General features: G+C 63.9%; 13 protein-coding genes. 5 read left to right on the top strand and 8 right to left on the bottom strand.

The window, feature by feature from the left end:
• Positions 1–3: 3 nt before the first annotated feature.
• A complete protein-coding gene (locus tag Q4S41_RS22960; RefSeq protein WP_305033481.1) occupies positions 4–771 on the top strand; it encodes an alpha/beta fold hydrolase in 768 nt (255 codons plus the stop codon).
• Positions 772–773: 2 nt separating this feature from the next.
• On the opposite strand, the gene Q4S41_RS22955 is transcribed toward Q4S41_RS22960, so the two are convergent.
• The 4 genes from Q4S41_RS22955 to Q4S41_RS22940 form a co-directional block, all read right to left on the bottom strand.
• A complete protein-coding gene (locus Q4S41_RS22955; RefSeq protein ID WP_305033480.1) occupies positions 774–1,580 on the bottom strand; it encodes an energy transducer TonB in 807 nt (268 codons plus the stop codon).
• 101 nt (positions 1,581–1,681) lie between these two features.
• Positions 1,682–2,899, bottom strand: a complete 1,218-nt coding sequence (locus Q4S41_RS22950; protein ID WP_305033479.1) for a DUF1501 domain-containing protein — start codon at positions 2,897–2,899, stop codon at positions 1,682–1,684.
• Positions 2,900–3,076: 177 nt separating this feature from the next.
• The gene (locus Q4S41_RS22945; RefSeq protein WP_305033478.1) at positions 3,077–4,648 is read right to left on the bottom strand and encodes a DUF1800 domain-containing protein; all 1,572 of its coding nucleotides are present in this window, start codon (positions 4,646–4,648) and stop codon (positions 3,077–3,079) included.
• Positions 4,649–4,950: 302 nt separating this feature from the next.
• A complete protein-coding gene (locus Q4S41_RS22940) occupies positions 4,951–7,560 on the bottom strand; it encodes a lamin tail domain-containing protein (RefSeq protein WP_305033477.1) in 2,610 nt (869 codons plus the stop codon).
• Positions 7,561–7,791: 231 nt separating this feature from the next.
• On the opposite strand from Q4S41_RS22940, the gene Q4S41_RS22935 reads away from it, so the two are divergent.
• Positions 7,792–8,793 carry an aspartate-semialdehyde dehydrogenase gene (locus tag Q4S41_RS22935; RefSeq protein ID WP_305033476.1) on the top strand — a complete coding sequence of 334 codons (1,002 nt, stop codon included), beginning with the start codon at positions 7,792–7,794 and terminating at the stop codon, positions 8,791–8,793.
• 2 nt (positions 8,794–8,795) lie between these two features.
• On the opposite strand, the gene Q4S41_RS22930 is transcribed toward Q4S41_RS22935, so the two are convergent.
• Positions 8,796–9,392, bottom strand: a complete 597-nt coding sequence (locus tag Q4S41_RS22930; RefSeq protein WP_305033475.1) for a hypothetical protein — start codon at positions 9,390–9,392, stop codon at positions 8,796–8,798.
• A 241-nt stretch (positions 9,393–9,633) separates the two neighbouring features.
• Here Q4S41_RS22930 and Q4S41_RS22925 point away from each other — a divergent pair, with 241 nt between their 5' ends.
• Both Q4S41_RS22925 and Q4S41_RS22920 read left to right on the top strand, forming a co-directional pair.
• Positions 9,634–11,586, top strand: a complete 1,953-nt coding sequence (locus Q4S41_RS22925; RefSeq protein ID WP_305033474.1) for a carboxypeptidase-like regulatory domain-containing protein — start codon at positions 9,634–9,636, stop codon at positions 11,584–11,586.
• 5 nt (positions 11,587–11,591) lie between these two features.
• Positions 11,592–12,203: a DNA-3-methyladenine glycosylase gene (locus Q4S41_RS22920; protein ID WP_305033473.1), complete on the top strand. Its 612-nt coding sequence runs from the start codon at positions 11,592–11,594 to the stop codon at positions 12,201–12,203.
• A 35-nt stretch (positions 12,204–12,238) separates the two neighbouring features.
• Here the strand turns inward: Q4S41_RS22920 and Q4S41_RS22915 are convergent, their stop codons facing one another.
• Together Q4S41_RS22915 and Q4S41_RS22910 are read right to left on the bottom strand one after the other, a co-directional pair.
• Positions 12,239–13,834 (bottom strand): family 43 glycosylhydrolase, encoded by a 1,596-nt coding sequence (locus tag Q4S41_RS22915; RefSeq protein WP_305033472.1) that lies wholly within the window; start codon positions 13,832–13,834, stop codon positions 12,239–12,241.
• Positions 13,835–13,921: 87 nt separating this feature from the next.
• Positions 13,922–14,374 carry a GNAT family N-acetyltransferase gene (locus Q4S41_RS22910; RefSeq protein WP_305033471.1) on the bottom strand — a complete coding sequence of 151 codons (453 nt, stop codon included), beginning with the start codon at positions 14,372–14,374 and terminating at the stop codon, positions 13,922–13,924.
• A 127-nt stretch (positions 14,375–14,501) separates the two neighbouring features.
• On the opposite strand from Q4S41_RS22910, the gene Q4S41_RS22905 reads away from it, so the two are divergent.
• A complete protein-coding gene (locus Q4S41_RS22905) occupies positions 14,502–15,905 on the top strand; it encodes a PQQ-dependent sugar dehydrogenase (RefSeq protein ID WP_305033470.1) in 1,404 nt (467 codons plus the stop codon).
• 77 nt (positions 15,906–15,982) lie between these two features.
• On the opposite strand, the gene Q4S41_RS22900 is transcribed toward Q4S41_RS22905, so the two are convergent.
• Positions 15,983–18,001: a CUB domain-containing protein gene (locus tag Q4S41_RS22900; RefSeq protein WP_305033469.1), complete on the bottom strand. Its 2,019-nt coding sequence runs from the start codon at positions 17,999–18,001 to the stop codon at positions 15,983–15,985.
• Positions 18,002–18,094: the final 93 nt, after the last annotated feature.

Genomic DNA, 18,094 nt, shown 5'->3' with positions numbered 1-18,094 from the left:
CTTATGACGCCTGCCTCCAACCTGCCCACCATCGTCTTCCTCCACGGTTTTGCCGAAAGCCGCGAGGTGTGGACCGATTTCACCCGCTCCTTCCCCGACGATTACCGGCTGCTGATGCCCAACCTGCCCGGCCACGGCACCAACCTGGCGCCCGTGCCCGACTTCTCGATGGAAGCCCAGGCCCGCCACGTCATCGACTACCTCAACCAGAAAGACTGCCCGCACCCGGTGCTGCTTGTCTGCCACAGCATGGGCGGCTACGTGGCCCTGGCCCTGGCCGAGCGCTGGCCCCAGCGCGTGGCCGGCCTGGCGTTCATCAACTCCACCGCCCTGGCCGATACCGACGAGAAGCGCCAGAACCGCGAAAAGAACATCGGCTTCGTGGAGAAATACGGCGTGGCCAAGTTCATGGAATCGTTCGTGCGCCCGCTGTTCGCGCCCACCAACCGCGACCGCCTGACCGACGCCCGCGGCCTGCTCGAAGAAATCGGCAAAGCCACGCCGGCCAGCACCATCATCGGCGCTCTGCGCGGCATGGCCGCGCGGCCCGACCGCACCGCCGTGCTCAGCAAAGCCGCTTTCCCGGTGCTGATGGTGGCCGGCAAGCACGACGTGGCCGTGCATTTTGAAGATGCCGTGCGCCAGGCCGCGCTGCCGCCCGTGGGCTCGGCCCTGTTTCTGGAAGGCAGCGGCCACCTCTCGTACCTGGAGCAGCCCGAGCCCACGCGCCGGGCGGTGCTGGCACTAGCCAGCGCGGTGTTTGGTAAGTAGGGCTACTGAATTTTGAAGGTCATCGGCAGTACGTAGAAAATGCGCACGGGCTGGCCCCGCAGCATGGCCGGCACGGTGGCTGCGGGCAGCGTCTTCACCACGCGCAGCACTTCGGCGTCGAGGGTCTCGCCGGCCGAACTGATAATCTGGGCGTGTTCGATGGCGCCGCTGGGAGCCACCTCAAAATACACGTAAACTGCGCCCTGCTGGTGCGCGCGCAGCGCCTCCGCTGGGTATTTCGTCTGCATCTGCATGTAGGTCGACAGGCCTTTTTTGGGCGAAGTCAGATTGGCGAGGATGGAAGGCATGGCCAGGGCGCGCTCGAGATAGACGTTGCGCTGCGCCCGCAAGAGCGCGGCAAAATCCGGGAAACCCGGGTCAGTGTCGGCATAGGCATAGGGTTGCGCAGCCAGCGGGAGCGAAAAATCAAGCGCGACAAAGGTGCGCGGCACACGGCCGGGCTTGGCATCCGGGTCGGGGGTGCCGGGCTCCCAGGGCAGCATGCGGGTTTGCAGGTAGCTCAGAGCGCCTTGGGTAGCTTTATTCTGCATGAGCTCGGGTGGGTTGGTGCCCCACACCTTGAGGTTCATGGGTTCGCGGCCGTCTTTCAGCTCCACGCGCACCACGGCCAGGCCGGTTTGCCCGGCGCCGAACAGCCGGGCGCTCCGGTACATCAATGCCCGCAGCGAATCGGGGCCGCCGGGGTAGCGCGGACCGGTGTAGGCGGCCGGGGTGGTTTGGGCCTGGCTGAGAGCCGGCGAAATGACCAGGCCTGCCAGCAGGCCGACAACGCGGAAAAATCGATTCATGGGTAGCTAAAACGATGAGCGCGCAAGCTACTCCACCGCATACAAAACCGCCCGGCTTCCTGTCAGAAAACCGGGCGGTTAAGTTGGAAAGATGAAGCCGACTATACCAGTCCCGGCATGCGCTCGAAGCCGGTGCCGAGGATGGCCGCATCATCGGCCCCCAGCCAGTCCTTGAGCACGCTGGCGTAGATGCTGCGGAAATCGACCTGGTGGCGCAGGTCGCCCTGGTCGAGGTTGGCGAGGTCGGGAGCGTCGTTGAGGACGCCTTTTTTCTGGAGGGCGCCGCCAGCCAGAAACAGGTTGTTGGCCGTGCCGTGGTCGGTGCCGTTGCTGGCGTTCTGGCCCACGCGCCGGCCAAACTCGCTGAACACCAGCACTAGCGTATTGTCCCACTGGTCGTGCTGGCGCAGGTCGTCGGCTAGGGCGGCCAGGCCGTTGCCGAGGTCGGTGAAGAGGCGCTGCTGCTGCTCCTGCTGCCGCACGTGGGTGTCGAAACCCGATAAGGCCAGGTAGTACACCCGCGACTCCACGCCAGAGTTAATCAGCTCGGCGGTAGTCTTCAGGTTTTTGCCGAAGTCGGAGTTTGGGTAAGCTACCGTCGACTTGTAAATCTTCGACTTGTCGTACAGGTAATCGGCCGACGACGCGGTTTCGGCCAGCGTCTTGTAGAGGTAGTCCACCTGGTCGTGGTGTTCGGGCGCGGCCTCCTTGCTCACCTTCGAGAGGAAGCGGTTCTGGGTGATTTGGTGGAATTTATCAGCGTTTTTCAGGGCCAGGCCCTTGCGCTGGGCGCCCTTCATGGCCAGGCTCAGCGTGTCGTCTATTTCGAGGCCGTTGTAGGGCCGCTGGCAGTCGGCGCAGTTCGAGTCGAGGTAGCGGCCCAGCCAGCCGGTGCTCACCACCTGGTCGGAGCCCGAGCCCGACTGCCAGATGTCCATTGAGCGGAAGTGCGAGCGGTCGGGGTTGGGGTAGCCCACGGCGTTTAGCACGGCCAGCTGGCCCTGGTCGTAGAGCCCTTTCAGCCCTTTCAAAGCCGGGTGCAAACCCATATCCTTGTCCAGCGCCAGAATGCCGTCGGCTTCCTTGATGCCCAGCGTGGGCCGGGCTTTGTAGTAAAGGTCGTTTTTATAAGGAATGACGGTGTTCAGCCCATCATTGCCGCCGCCGAGCTGCACCACAATGAGGCGCCGGGCGCCGGCCGCGTCGCGCAATTGAGCGAGACCCGGCCCCCGGTCCAGGGCGTGCAGAAACTTGGGCACCAGCAGCAGCGTGCTGGCCAGGGCAGAGTTGCGGAGGAATTCGCGGCGGGTGGTAGCCATAAGTTTGTTTTCGAAAGGAGTGGAAAGGGAGGTAGCTAAAATATCAGCACGTCATGCAGAGCGTAGCGAAGCATCTCGCGTGGGGCAGCAATTCAATCGTTAATAAAGATTAGTAGTGGCGAGCGAAATGCTTAACTGCGCTCTGCATGACGTTCATAAAATCCATCATCAGCTAGCTTACGCCAGCTGGTACTCCGGCAAGCTCAGCAAGCTCACCAGCGTGGCGCGCAAGGCTTCGGCGGGCTCTTTCTGAGCGGCGGCCTGCTGCACCAACTGCAGATTCTCGGGCCGGATGTTGGCTTGCAGCAGAAAGGAACTCAGCTTCTCGGGCTGCTGGGTAGCGGGCGTGGCGCCCAGCAGCTGTTGCAGTGGTGCCAGCGGCAGGTGGGCGCCCGCGCCGGGCCGCACGGTGCGCTCAGCCTTTGTCATGTTGGGCGCGATGTCGTTTTCGTCCTGCTTGAGCGCTACCGCAAACTCAGCGTTTTTGAAGAGAATGGCCGGCAGCTGCAGGCGCAGCAGCAGCGACGACGAATCTATCCAGTTGCGGCCGCCGGGCCAGCCCGCCACGTTCGGCGGCTGAAACAGGTTCTGGCCCAGCGCGCGCTGGTAGCCCAGCAGTGGCTGGCTGTTGTCAATCTTCACATTCAGCGTGCGCCGGATGCCGGCCAGCAGTTCCACCGGGCTCTTGATGTGCGTGCCCACATTAGCCGGCTCATAAAACCAATCGGCCGAAAACAGGCGCTCCATCAAATCGGCCAGGTCGTAGCCGCTCTTGCGGAAGTCCCGCGCCAATGGCTCGATGTGCGCCGGGTTGGGCACGTCGTTCACGAAGAAGCGGTAGATTTTTGTGACCAAGAATGTGGCCGCCGCCGGCTGCGCCATGATGTGCGTCAGCACATCCTCGCCCGTCAGGTTGCCGGTTTTGCCGAGGAAGGTTTTGGGGCCCGCGTCGTGCTCCCGCTCCCGGAACTTGAAGCGGCTTTGGTAGTCGTAGCCCCAGCCGGTGAAGGCCCGGGCGGCTTCCTTCACGTCGTTTTCGGTGTAATTGCCGCGGCCCAGTGTGAAGAGCTCCATCACCTCGCGGGCGAAGTTTTCGTTGGGGTGCTCCTTGCGGTTTTGCTGGTTGTTGAGGAACTGTAGCATGGCCGGCTCCTGGCTCACGGCCAGCAGCAAATCCGGGAATTTGCCCAGGGCGTGCTGGCGCATGGCGTTGTGCAGGCTCAGGGCGGCATCGGGCTGGCGCACGCGGCAGGCGAAGTGGCCGTGCCAGAACAGTACCATTTTTTCGCGCAGCTGAGCGGGCGAGGTAGCCATGCGGTCCATCCAGGCCGTGCTCATGTTGTTGAAGGCGTCGCGGATGCCCTCGTTCTGCATCTTGCGCTGCTCGGGCGTGAGGTCGGCGCGGCGCAGGCGCGGCACGCCGGCCGCAATGGTGCCGCCCCGGAAAGCCGCCCGCGGGCGCATGGGCGCCACCGGCGGCACGGGCGCGCCGGGAGGCGCCGGCTGGTCGGGCGTGGTCACCATGCCGTTCGGCACGGGGTTGCCTTTGATGGAAGCCGGGTCGGTCATGGCCATGCCCTGCGGGTCGGCGTAGCTGAGGGCCGGGCCGACCAAGGGCTCGTATTTCTCCGAATCGTGCAGGAGTTGGCGCAGGGCCTTGCGCGGGCTGAGGCCGGCGGCCACGTCTTGGGGGCGCGGGCCGAAGCCGGCGCGCCAGTACAGGTGCTGGAGTTGCTGGGCGCTGTTCATGTCTTTAAGACGCGAACCAGTGGGCGGGGTTTAATGGGACTGGCAAAGACCCCGCCTGTCATTGCGAGCGCAGCGAAGCAATCCGTCCTGTTCGCAGCGACCAACTCTGATAAGTGATAAAGCCCTTTTTAAGTGTTTTAAGGCCCTTTTTTAAACAACCAGAAAGCCCCGACACTGTGCAGTGTCGGGGCTTTCTGGTAAAAGGAAGTGTCTGGTTTTGATAGGAAGGATTAGCTACGCTGACCTTCGGTTGCCACGGGCTGCGCCCTCGCAATGACCGGCGCGGCCTGCTAGGCGTCGCGTCAAAACCGGGCGCCCAGCACTACGGTCTTCTTGAATTCGCGCTTTTCGCCGCCGCTGGGGCGGAATAATTCAACCAGCAGGATGTAGTAGCCCACGGCCGCCTTGTGGCCCCGGTCATCGATGCCGTCCCACTGCACGAAGCCGGTGGTGGGCAGGGTTTCGTTGCGCACGAGGCGGCGCGTGAGGCGGCCCAGGGCGTCGTATACCGTCACGGTGGCGGCGTAGCCGGGCTGGTCGAGGTGGTAGTTGAGGGTGGCAAAGTCCTGCTGGCCGTCATCGTCGGGGGTGAAAACTTCGGGCGCCACGGCCCACTCCTGGTCGCCGCCCACCGCATCCTGGGCCTGCGAGTTGGGCCGGCCGGGCGTGGCGTAGCCCACGGCGCTGGCCGCCGAGTGGAAGTTGCTGCCGTTGCTGAGTCCCGCCGCCCGAATGCGTTCCAGCGACACGCCTTCCTGCGAAGCCAGCAAGCTCAGGTGCATGGTTTTGCTGTAGGCAAAGCGGTCAATTTCAATGCCCGTGGCGTTGAACAGCAAAGCCGTGCTGGCGTCCGGAAAGGTCGGAAAACCACCCGTTTGCACCAAATTGGCCTCGTCGCTGCTGGTCGGGTATTGCGAAACGATGGTGCTCGTACTCGTGCTGAAGGCCAGCAGCTGGCCCGGCGCCAGCACCAGCGGCGCGGTGCTCAGCACGTCGGCATCCACGCTGGTATCGGGCTTGAGGTTGCCGATTTGCCAGCCCTGCAGGTCGATGAACTTGGTGCTGCGGTTCAGCAGCTCCACGAAGCGCACGCCGCCGGTGCGCGGGTTAAACAACAGCTCGTTTATCACCACGTCGCCGCTCACGGCCGCTTCGGGCAGCGCCAGCGTGGCCGATTGCAAGGGGCCGCTGGCATTGCCCACACAGTCGGTGGCCGTTTGCACGGTGAGGGTGGTGGGGCGGCTGGGCGTCAGGGCGGCGGCCAGCGTCAGGTCCACCTGCCGGAAATCAGGCGCCACAGGCGCGGCACGAGCTACGGCCGGGCCGGGGGCGGCCAGGGCGTAGCGGGCGGCACTGGCAGCAGTGGCGCTGTCGAGCTTTTCAGAGAAGTAGACGCGGACGGTGGTGGCATTCAGGGCCACGGCGCGCAGCAGGGTGGGGGCCGTGGCATCGGCGTTGGCAGCGCGCACCGAATTCACTTTGCCCGGCGTGCCGCCCAGCGGGTCGGTGCTAGCCGTCCAGTTGTTGGCGCCGGCGCAGTAGTTGTTGGCGTCAATCATTTCCAGGCTCCAGCCGCCGTCCTTTTTCTTGGCGTCGCGGTACCAGGTGTCGGAGTATGTCACCTCAAATAGGGTACGACCGTCGCGTCCGCGCAGCACCAGTTGGTCGCCGCCGTTGCTGAGCGAGGGAAAATTGGTGGGCCCATACACCTTGATGCCGGGTTGCACAAACTGGCTAATGCGCGTGCTGCCGCACACCACCGCGTACTGGCCCGGCAGCAGTTTGGCCGTGTCGGCAAACACGGCAAACGTGGTGGTGCTCGTGGGCTTGCCCAGCTTCACGCCCGCCAGGCTAAGGACTTTGGTGACGCTGCGGTTGTAAATCTCTACGTATTCCGACAGTGGCAAACCCACCTGCGGCGTTTCATCAGCAAATATTTCGCTGATAATCAAGTCGCCTACCTGCGGCGCTACCGGCGGCCCGGCGAAGGCAGCCGTGAGCGGCCCGGTGGCCACGTTGCCGTAGAGGTCGGCCACGTTGCGCACTTCCAGCACGTTGCTGGTCGCAAAATCGGTTCCAAAAGTGAGGCGCACCGTCTGGGTGTTGGCGCTGGAAAAGAAGCGCGCGGCCGTGGGCACGGCGCCGCTCTGCAGGCGATAGTTGGCGGGGTTGGTGGCCGTGGCCGGGTCCATGGCCTCGTTGAAAACAACGTCGACTAAACGGGAGTCGATGGGCTGGGCGCGCAGCAGCGTGGGCGCGGTGGCGTCGGTTACGGCAAAGTCGTCGAAGGCAAAGTTGCGCGAGTTGGCCGAGGAGTAGAGCAGCGACACGCCGAAGTAGGCGCTGCGCTGGTAGGTGCCATCGATGGGCTGGGCGGCTTCGGCCACGAAGTTGCGGCCGCCGGTGAGGTCGCGCTCCAGCGTCCAGCGGTTGGCGGTGGTGCGCGTCACGCGCACGCGCACCAGGTTGTTGGTGGTGCTGGCCAGGGTGCCGTTCAGGCCGTCGATGACGAGCACGGCGGCGCGGGTCGAGTCTTTGCGGAACAGGCTCACTTCGTCGTCGGTACCGCCCAGACGTATAAAGTAGCCGGTATTGCTGGTGTTTTTCAGGTCGCTCTGGGTGGCCATCAGCCACACGTCGGCCAGGTTGCCGGAGCTGGTGGCCAGCTTCAGGTTGGCCCAGAATTCCCACACAGTGCCCGTGCTGGCCTGGCAGGGCGTGCTCAGGGCAATGGTGGTGGGCGTTACGGCCGGCCCGTTGCTTTGCAGTTGCTGCGTGAGCACCTGGAAGCTGGCCGCGTCGCCGGCCCAGGCCGGGTTGGCGGTAAAGTTGCCGTCGGTGAAATCGTCGCGCAGCTGGGCGTGGGCGAAAACAGGCAGCAGCAATAGGAGCAGCAGGTAAAGGTGTTTCATCGAAGCCAATGAGGAGTGAAGGACAAACGCCTGTCATCCTGAGCGTAGCGAAGGACCTTATCACACTAGCACAATGGTTCTAACGTGATAAGGTCCTTCGCTACGCTTAGGATGACAAACGACTCAAAAGCGCAGTGCTGGCCTACGCGACGTCTAAAGTAGTCCATTTGTGGCGACATTTGCAGTTGCTTCCCCCGCCAGGGGGCAGCTTTTTATATTTCTGCTTTATCCATGAAAATTGCTGTTGTGGGTGCCACCGGTTTGGTGGGCACCGAGATGCTGAAAGTGCTGGCCGAGCGTCAGTTTCCGCTCACCGAGCTGCTGCCCGTGGCCTCGGCCCGGTCGGTGGGCCAAGTGGTGGAGTTTCTGGGCAAAAAATACCCCGTGGTGAGCATGGACGACGCCATTGCGGCCCGGCCCGACATTGCCATTTTCTCGGCCGGCGGCTCGGTGAGCAAAGAGCACGCGCCGCGCTTTGCTGCCGTGGGCACCACCGTCATCGACAATTCCTCGGCTTGGCGCATGGACCCCACCAAAAAGCTGGTGGTGCCCGAACTGAACGCCGACACCCTCACGCCGGAAGATAAAATCATTGCCAATCCCAACTGCTCCACCATTCAGATGGTGGTGGCCCTGAATGATTTGCACAAGGCCTACAAAGTGCAGCGCATTGTGGTGAGCACCTACCAGAGCGTGACTGGCACCGGCAAAAAAGCCGTGGACCAGCTGCTGGAAGAGCGCGCTGGCCAGCCCGCCACCAACCCCGCCTACCCGCATGCCATCGACCTGAACGTGTTGCCGCACATCGACGTGTTCGAGCCCAACGGCTACACCAAGGAAGAGCTGAAGATGGTGAACGAGACCAAAAAAATCATGGGCGACGACAGCATCCGTGTCACGGCCACCTGCGTGCGGATTCCGGTGATGGGCGGCCACTCGGAATCCATCAACGTGGAGTTTGAGAAGGAATTCGACTTGGCCGAAGTGCGCGAAATCCTGGCCAACACGCCCGGCGTGGAGCTGGTGGACGACCCCAGCACCAACCGCTACCCCATGCCCAAAGATAGCCACGGCAAGGACGCCGTGCTGGTGGGCCGCCTGCGCCGCGACGAAACCCAGCCCCGCACCCTCAATATGTGGGTGGTGGCCGACAACCTGCGCAAAGGCGCCGCCACCAACGCCGTGCAGATTGCCGAGTACCTGGTGGGCAAGTGGGCGGTGGCCGGTAGCTAGCCTTACGGCGCCAGCTCCTCCCGAAGGTGGGGGATTTCGGGCTGGAGCTGCGTCATAATCTGCGCCAGCCCTTGCCGGACGCACTGCACGTAGAGCACCCGCTCGGGCTGGGCGTAGTTGGCGTGGCTGTAGGGGCCGGCCGTGGCCTTGGCTTGCCCTTGCGCATAGTAAGTGCCTATCAATTCGCGGCGCTGGTTGCGCACGTCGAGCTGCACGTCGACGGCGCACCGGTAGCGGGCCATCGGCAACCCCAACAGGGCGAGCCCGCCAAACGCCAGGCCCGAGATGTACGAATAAACCGGCCCTGTGCCGTAGCGGACGCGGCGGGCGGTGAGCACCGCGAAGCCCCGGGGCGCGCCGGAAGAGTCGGCCAGTACCTCGCGCACTTCGCGCCCAAACAGGGTGCGAACATCCGTGGCCACGGCCTGAGAATCACGGCTGACGGAAAAATGCGGCAGCCGGACCTCGGCCACCAGGGGCGGCAGTTGGACGGGCAAAGGGTCGGAGGTGGGCGCGAGCAGCGCGGGGTCGAACGCCCGGCATCCCGCCAGGCCCAGCACTCCCAGCGCGGCGGTTATTTTCCTAGTGCGGTAAAGCAATTGCGTAGTAGATTGTTACGGCGAAAAAGCGGTGGTTGTTGAAAAGCGTAAAAATCTACAGCCCGAATACTGCCCCTGGTATTCGCGTCGTTGAGAAGCCGGTGGTTGTTGAATAATTTGCCAAACCGTAAGTAGTCCGAGTCCGGCCGTTTCTTCGCGACGCGAGTACCGGATGAAGGCCGCCCACCCCAGCTAATCCGCTTTCTTAAGCCATTTTATGGTGAAACTGCTAACGCTTTCAATGCTCCGCCTATTGCACTTGGTTTGGCTGGTTTTGCTAGCCGGGCCCGCGCTGGCGCAGGGGCCAGTTTTGCTGCGCGGCCAAGTGCTTGATGCCGAAACCCACCAGCCCATCCCGAACGCGCAGGTGGGCGTGGCCGACAACCGCATCGGCACGAGCACCAACGACGAAGGGCGCTTTGCCCTGAGCATTCCGGCGGCGCTGCTGGGCGAGCGGCTGGAAGTGGCCCTGCTGGGCTACCGCAAATACACCCGCGCCCTGCCGCCGCTGCCGGGGCCGGAGCTGCGCATTGAGCTGAAAATCAGCCCGGCCGCGCTGGGCGAGGTGCAGGTGACGGGTTCGGTGCTGGGCATCGTACGGGAGGCCGTGGCGCGCATTCCGCGCAATTACCCGGTGCGACCCACCCAGCTCACGGGCTTCTACCGCGAGTCGGACAACGACCCGGCCGGGCAGCCGCGCTACCTGGCCGAGGGGCTGGTGCTGGCCTTCAAGGAGTCGTACAGAAAGCGCACGGCGGAGGGCGAAATCCAGATAAAGCAGTCGCGCAAGGTCGATTTGCGGCGCGACCGTACGCCCATTCGCATCGACTGGGCGGGCGGGCCGTTCATCGCGCACATGGGCGATTTTGTGCACCGCCGCTCAGATTTCATCGACCCAGCCCATTTCAAAGATTATGATTACCGCCTAGCGCCCGGCAGCACGTTTCAGGACCGGCCGGTCTACGTCATCACCTTCGGGCCGAAGGCGGGCAACCACCGCGCTACTTTGGAGGGCCGCATGTACATCGAGCAGGACAGCTACGCCTTTCTGGGAGCCGAGTGGCACTACACGCCCGCCGGCCTCAACCGGGGCGCGCGCGACGTGGCCGACTCGCGCGCCCTGCGCGTGGCGTACCAGTTCTATGCCGGCCGCTGGCACCTGAAAACTGTGTGGTGGCAAACGACGGCCAAACTGCCCGTCGGCCCACCGCTGAAATACTTTGGCGAATTTCTCACCACGGCCATCGACACGGCCCAGACGCCCCGGCCCGGCTACGTGGAGCGGGCGCAGCTCTACGACGTGTTTCTGCGCAACACCGTGGCCTACGACTCGGCCTTTTGGAAGGGCCACACCACACTGCTGCCCCCGGCGGCGGTGCAAAAAATCCTGTTCGACCAAAAGCGCCAGCTGCAGGCCGACTCCCTGTTCAGGCCCGCGGCCGAGGCCGGCACCGACCCGCAGCAGAAGCAGCTGAGCGCTTTCGACCGCTTCCTGAAGCGCTTCAGCTACGGCTGGCACCTGGGCGCCTGGCCGCTGGCCGTGCCCGGCGCTGGCTTGGCGGTGGCGTACGCGCCGGCCGGCTACGGCCTGCAGGTGCAGCGCACGGCCCAAGTGAATGCGCAGGATTTGACCGTCTTTACCCAGTTTGAATACCAGTATGCCCTGACGAAGAAGCTGGCGGTGCGCCTAGCCACGCAGCGTCTCTACCGGCAGTTCAAGGGCGACGGCTGGGAGGCCGGCCTAGCTTATGAGCACAACTTCAACCCCGGCCACCGCCCGCTCTACGGCCGGGCCGGCCTGGGCTACCTCCGCCAGACGGTGGGCCTGCCGCTGGGCTCCTTCGACAACCCCGACGGCGGCCTGCGCGTGGCCGGCACCCACCTCGGCGCCGATGAGCTGAGCGCCCGCATTCAAACCGTGAGCGATGCCCTGCGCCCCAGCATCGGCCTCGGCCTGGAATTAAGCCACCGGTACGAACTGGTGGCCGATGCCAGCTACCTGGTGCCGCTGCGCCGCAAAACGCAGCTGCAAGTGGACGAGGAAAGCGGGTTTTTCCTGTTCCGCAGCACCGCCACCGTCGATTTGCCCGCCGCCGACGTAGACCTGCGCGTGAACGAGCAGCCCACCACGCGCCTGCCGTGGCAGCAGCAGAACTGGCTGCTGAGCATTGGGCTGCGCTACCGCGTCCGCTGAAACTTATGCCGCATTCCAAGCTGCCCGCCGCCTTTTTCCAGCGCCCCGACGTGCTTAGCATTGCCCGCGACCTGCTCGGCAAGCACCTCTACACCAACCTCAACGGCGTCGTCACCGCCGGGCGCGTCGTCGAAACCGAGGCGTATCGGCACGAAGGCGACAACTCCCTCACGCTGCATCTGCAGCGCAAGCGCCACCAGGCGCAGGGCCTGCACGTGCCCGGCGGCGCGGCCTACATCTACACCGTCTACAACCGCTACGCGCTGTTCAACATCGCCACCCACGACGCCGCCCATCCCGACGCCGTCCTCATCCGGGCCATCGAGCCCACCCTGGGCATCGAAGAAATGCTGCGCCGCCGCGGCCTGGCTGCTCCCAAGCGCGGCTTCACCGCCGGCCCGGGCCTGCTGAGTCAGGCGCTGGGCATCACGCCCGCTCTCACCGGCCTGCCCGTGACGGGCGAGGTGCTTTGGTTTGAAGACCACCGCGAGGACGTGGCAGAAGTTGATGTGGTGGTTAGCGCCCGCGTCGGGCTGGAGTACGCCGGGGCCGAGGCAGCGGGGCTGCCGTGGCGCTTTCGCCTGCGGGATAGCAAGTGGACGAGCCCGGCGAAGTAGAACGGTTCAGGAAGCGCGTTGACAGCTGAACGCCGTCACTTCTCTCTCACCAACGACACATCGTCTACCTGGCACGAGGCTTTGGCGGCGCCAGAGGCCCGGAAACCAATTTCAACTTTGCCCTCTCTAACGGGCACGTGTTGGAGCACAATGGTGGTCCAGTATGGGTTGGCCCGCTTCACTTTGTGAGCGAAGTGCTTGCCAGCGGTTTCGGCATACATTTCCAAGGTGGAAAAGCCCGGCGTATTCTTAATATTGGCGGTGAGCGTGTAGAAGCCGTCGGGTAGCTTCACGTAAGGCGACGAGCGGACGACCTGCGACACCCGGCGCTCGAACGGAACTTTGTCGCTGATATGGAGGCTTTTCTCGCCGACAACCCTTTTTCGTTCCTCTTCGGTGTTGTTGTAGTTGAGCACGGGCGAGGTGGCGGTGTCGAGCGAAACCGCGTTGCCTTTGAGCACGGTGGTTTCCCAGCCCAGCAGGTAGGTTTGCACCGGCTTCACCGGGCTCGGCATTTGTTTGCGGTCGGCTTCAAAGCTCCCGTTCTTCGCGTAGTTGTTGTCGGCTGCCACTTCCCACTCGCCGGTTTTGGCATCCAGATTCCACGACCCCAGCGAGTTGAAATACGGCGTGGCCCCGGCAAAGGATAGGGGTACCCACTGGTTGTAGCCCAAGCCATTGCCGGCAAAATCGGCCCATCGGTCGCCGCAATACAGCACCGTTTCTTGCCGGCTGCCTTTCACATTCACAAAAAAACCGGTTTGCGTGACGTGGGCGTAATCGTCGGTGCCTCCCTCCAGCACCCGCATATTATTGGCCGGCTCGTAGGGTCCCCTGATGTTGTCGGAAACCAGGTAATAAGCCAGCGAAGCATCCCAGCCGTACAGGTTAGAGGCGGCCATGTAGTACTTGCCCTGGTACTTAAACATGCAGTTGCCCTCGCGGCCGGCACCCTCAAAAACCTTGGTGCAATCAAGCAAATCCACCTGGCCATTGCGTAGGCCAATTTCGGAAACGTAGATTTTGCTGCGGCCCCGCCCGTACGAATACACCAGGTACGACGTGCCGGTGTCGGCATCGGTGAAGACGGTTTGGTCGCCGGTGTTGGTCGTGCCGATGCGTTCCAGCATGCTGATTTTCCGGTGCCACCTGAAGGGGCCGGCCGGCTGGTTGGCCACGGCAATGAGCACCTCCGCGCCGTGCTGCACCAGCATGGCGTACTGGCCGGTTTCCTTCAAATAAGCCACGCCCAGGCGGCCCACCCAGGTGGGGCGGCCGTCGGGCAGGGCCTCGGCCTTGGTCAGCGCATCGCCTTCCGACGTCCAATGCACCAGGTCGGTCGACGTGTAGCACGTCACCGATTCATAGCTCGCCTGGGGCAGGGGTTTGTTGGGGGCGTTGCGGTAGGTTTCGGCCTCTTGGTAGTGCACGCCGTACCAGTAATATTTCCCCTGCCCGGACTTAGGGTCTTTGAAGGGAAAAATTCCGCCGCCCTGGCTGTAAATGGGCTGGCCGTCAGTGGTGCTCCAGAAGGCATCGTTCCGGATGTTCAGCTTCTGGGCGTCAGCACCGGAAGTCAGGAAAATATTCAGGAAAAATACCAGCAACCAGCGTGGCCGTTGCTTTGCCAAAGGCAAGGTAGAAGCGCGAAACAAGTACATGGGGGCAGGAGCAACTAATATTGATAGCTCTTTCAATCAGGAAAGCCGGCACGGGACTTACCCATACGGCTTGTCCTTCTTTATCTCCAGCCAGCGGTCGGGCCGGTCCAGGGGCTCGTAGCCGAAGCGCTGGTAGAGGGTGTGCGCGTCGAAGGTGGCGAGCAGGTGGCGGCGCAGGTTCTGCAGGTCGGGGTGGGCCAGCATCTGGCGCACCAGCCACTTCGAGAGGCCGTGGTCACGGTGCGCGGGCAGCACAAACACGTCGCAGAGCCAGGCAAACGTGGCCCGGTCCGTCACCACGCGGCAGAAGCCGGCCTGGGCACCGTCGGGGGCGTAGAGGCCGAAGTTGAGGGAGTTGGCAATGGCCCGCTCCACGGTAGCGCGCGGAATATTTTTGGCCCAATACGATTCCTCGCTCAGCCAGCGGTGAATGGCGGTGATGTCGAGCCGGGCCGGGTCGGTGCTGAGGGTGTAGCCGCTGGGGTGGGTTTCGGTAAGAAAATCAGACATGAGAAGGCGGGGAAGGAATGCGCCCGCAAGCTACAAAAGTGCCGGGTGCGGCATCCGCCCGGGCGCGGGTTTCGTTAGCGGTTGGAGGGGCTTTCTGTTTCATTCTTATCATCATAGGCCTATTTCCATGAACTACTTACGTAATGCCGCGCTGGCCTTTTGGGCGGCGGCGCTGCCCTTAGTGGCCTGCTCGCAGGCGCCAGCTCTCAGCACGTTTCCGGTGGGCGCTACCACCGTCACGGTTTCGGCCCTGGCCACCAACCTCAACACGGTATGGGAACTGGTGTGGGGCCCCGACAATTTCATCTGGATGACCGAGCGCTACGGCCGCATCAGCCGCGTCGACCCGGCCACGGGCCAGGTGCAAGCCCTGCTCACGCTGCCCGACGTGACGCCCACCGGCGAAAGCGGCCTGCTGGGGCTGGCCCTGCACCCGCAGTTTGCCACTTCGCCCTACGTGTACGTGGTATACAACTACACCGGCGCCGGCAGCCTCAAGGAAAAGCTGGTGCGCTACACCTACTCGGCTGCGGCGGGCACGCTCACGGCGCCATTGGTGCTGCTGGGCGGCATCGATGCCACCACGTCGCACAGCGGCTCGCGCCTGCTCGTGCTGGCCGATGGCACCCTGCTCATGACCACCGGCGACGCCCAGCAGCAGCCCCAGGCACAAAACACCGCTTCGCTCAATGGCAAAATCCTGCGTTTGAATCTCGACGGCAGCATTCCGGCCAGCAACCCCATTGCCAACAGCCCGGTCTACACCTTCGGCCACCGCAACCCACAGGGCCTCGTGCAGCTGCCCGATGGCCGCCTCTACAGCTCAGAGCACGGCCCCAACAACGACGATGAAATCAACAAAATTGAAGCCGGCCGCAACTACGGCTGGCCCAACGTGGAAGGCTACTGCAACCTGCCCGCCGAAGCCACGTTCTGCGCCGCCAATAACGTGCGCGAGCCCCTCACCACCTGGACGCCTACCATTGCCCCGGCCGGCCTGGCCTACTACAACCATCCGGCCATTCCGGCCTGGCAGGGCAGCCTGCTGCTGGCCGTGCTGAAAGACAGCAAGCTCAACCAGCTTACCCTCGACGCCACCGGCGCGGCCATCACTAGCCGCGTCGACTTTCTGACCACCTTCGGCCGTTTGCGCGCCATTTGCGTGTCGCCGCAGGGCAAGGTCTACATCGGCACCAGCAACCGCGACGGCCGCGGCGCCCCCGCCGCCACCGACGACCGCATTCTGGTGCTCGAAAACCGCGCCTACGTGGCCACCGCCACCCGCCCGGCTGGGGCTTTTGCCTTCAATATTTTTCCCAATCCGGCCCGCCGCCAGGCCACCGTGCAATTGCCCGCCGCCACTGCTGGCCTCACGGTCCGCGACTTGGCCGGCCGCGCTGTGCGGGAGCTGCAGCCCGTCGGCACCGCCACCACCGCCACGCTGGATTTGAGCGGGCTGCGTGCCGGCACCTACCTCGTGCAGGCCGAGGGCGCAGCCGGCCGCGCCACCCGCAAGCTGGTGGTAGAATAGCCGAAAACCAACGGGCACAAAAAAAGAGCCGGCAGATTGCCGGCTCTTTTTTTGTGCCAATTAAGAAAGGCGATGGGCTATTCCAGCACCACTTTCCGGGTCAGCACCTGCTCGCCTACCGTCACCCGCAGGGTGTAGAGGCCGGCGGCGAGGGCTTGCGTGGAGAGGGTTTGCTCGGCGGCACCGGTCAGGCCCTGGGCGCGCACGGCCTGGCCGAGCGAGTTGAACAGCGTGACCTGGCCCGCACCGCGCAACTCGTTGAGCTTGATGGTGAGTTGGCCGGTGTTGCTCGGGTTGGGGTACACCACCAGGGCATCGGTGTTGGCCTGCGTTTTTGTGGCGTTGAGCACGTTGGTGGCCGAAATGGTGAAGATGCCCGCCGCATCGGAGCTGCCGGCGCCATTCACGGCCACGTAGTAGCGCTGGCCCGCCGTCAGGCCCGGTACCGATACCGTGCCCAGGGCGGTGTTGTTGGTGGCACTGCCGCGGCAGAAGATTTCATTAAACAAGCCCGTCGAGCAGTTCGGCGTGGTGAACACGCGCACCGAGCCGGCGGCGTTGCCCGTCAGCGTCAGCGTGGAGGACGTGGCGTTGGCCACGAAAGTGAACCACACATCCTTGGGCAGCGGCCCGCCCGCGCAGCTCGGCGTGTTGATGCCGTTCTGCACGCTGGTGGTGGCGCTTACGTTCGAAGCCGAAATAGGCGTGGCACTCAGGTTGAGGGCGCCGCAGGGTTCGTCGTTGGGCAGCAGCGTCGTGAAGCTGGAGGCCGTGGTGAGGATGGTGGAGCCCGTGGTGCAAAGCGACTGGATGCTCACCGTGTAAGCCGTGGCCGATACCAGACCCGTTAGCACAATGGGCGACGCCGTAGCAGTACGGGTCTGGGCCGCGCCGCCGGCCGGGGTGTAGGTCACCGTGTAGCTGGTGTTGCCCGTGCCGGGCGTGAAGTTCAGCGAGGCCGAGCTGGCCGTCACGTTCGTCACGGTCAGGTTGGTTACCGGGGTGCAGGTAGGCGGCGTCGAGCAGGAAATGTTGGCTGCGAAGCCCGGGTTCGTCACCGAGCCGTCGGAGTGAAACACCAGCGTGAGCTTGCCGGTGGGGTTGTTGTTCGAAGCCTGCACGGTGCCCGGGCCGGTGGTGCCGCGGTATTCGCCAATCAGCGTGGATGCGGACGACGGCCCGTCGTAGATGCGCAGGTAGTCGCAGCAGCTCTCCGTGTTGAACGCCGTGAAGGTGAGAATCACTTTCGAGCCGTTGGCGGGCGTGAGCACACTGGTCAGGTCCTCGCTGTTGGCGTAGCTGCCGTTGGCTCCGCCCGAATCGTAGATGGTGCCCGAGCAGGTCGTTTGGTCGGTGCCGATGAGGTAGACCAGGTTGCCCGTGTTGAACGAGGCACTGGAGCAGGCAGTGCCGGCCGGTGATGTCACGCAAATCGGGCCGGTGATGGCATTGGCCGGCAGCGTCAGCGTCAATTGAGTGTCCGAGTTCACGGTGTAAACCGGCACCGCGGTGCCGCCTACCGTCACGCTCGTCGCCCCGGTGAAGCCCGTGCCCGTGAGCACCACCGTGGCGCCCGTGGTGCCGCTGGTAGGCGTAAAGCTGGTGATGGAAGTAACGTTGGTAACGCAGGCAATAGTGGCCGCGAAACCGGCATACGTCACCGAGCCGTCGGAGGTAAACACCAGCGTGAGCTGGCCCGTGGCATTGGTGGCCACCACCGTGCCTGGGCTGGTGGTGCCCGTGTAGGCGCCTATCAGCGGCGACGAGGCCGTGGGACCGTTGTAGATGCGCAGGTAATCGTAGGTGCTTTCCGTTGTGAACGACGTGAAAGTGAGTGACACCTTGGACCCAGCCGTGCCCGGCGTGAGCACCGTGGTCAGGTTTTCGTTACTGGCGTAGTCACCGCTGGCTCCGCCCGAGTCATAGATGGTGCCGGCGCAGGTGGTTTGGTTGGTGCCAATGATATACGTCTGGGCCCAGGCCTTGGGCGCCATCAGCAACAGCACCAGCAGCATAGAAAGGTGCCACCAGCGCAAAGCCGGCGTGCTGGCGGCTTGCGCACCAGTCAGATGGTTTGTGGGTACGGTGTATTTCATGACTTGAAAGAATAAGAACAGAAAATTTTGAAAGCTTTGGGCAATGTGCCCGGCGCTGCGGCTGCGGTCCGGTTGTCGGGGCGATGGCCGCAG

The organism is Hymenobacter convexus (assembly GCF_030580955.1).
GTDB lineage: Bacteria > Bacteroidota > Bacteroidia > Cytophagales > Hymenobacteraceae > Hymenobacter.
This window is presented reverse-complemented; position numbering and strand designations above follow the sequence as displayed.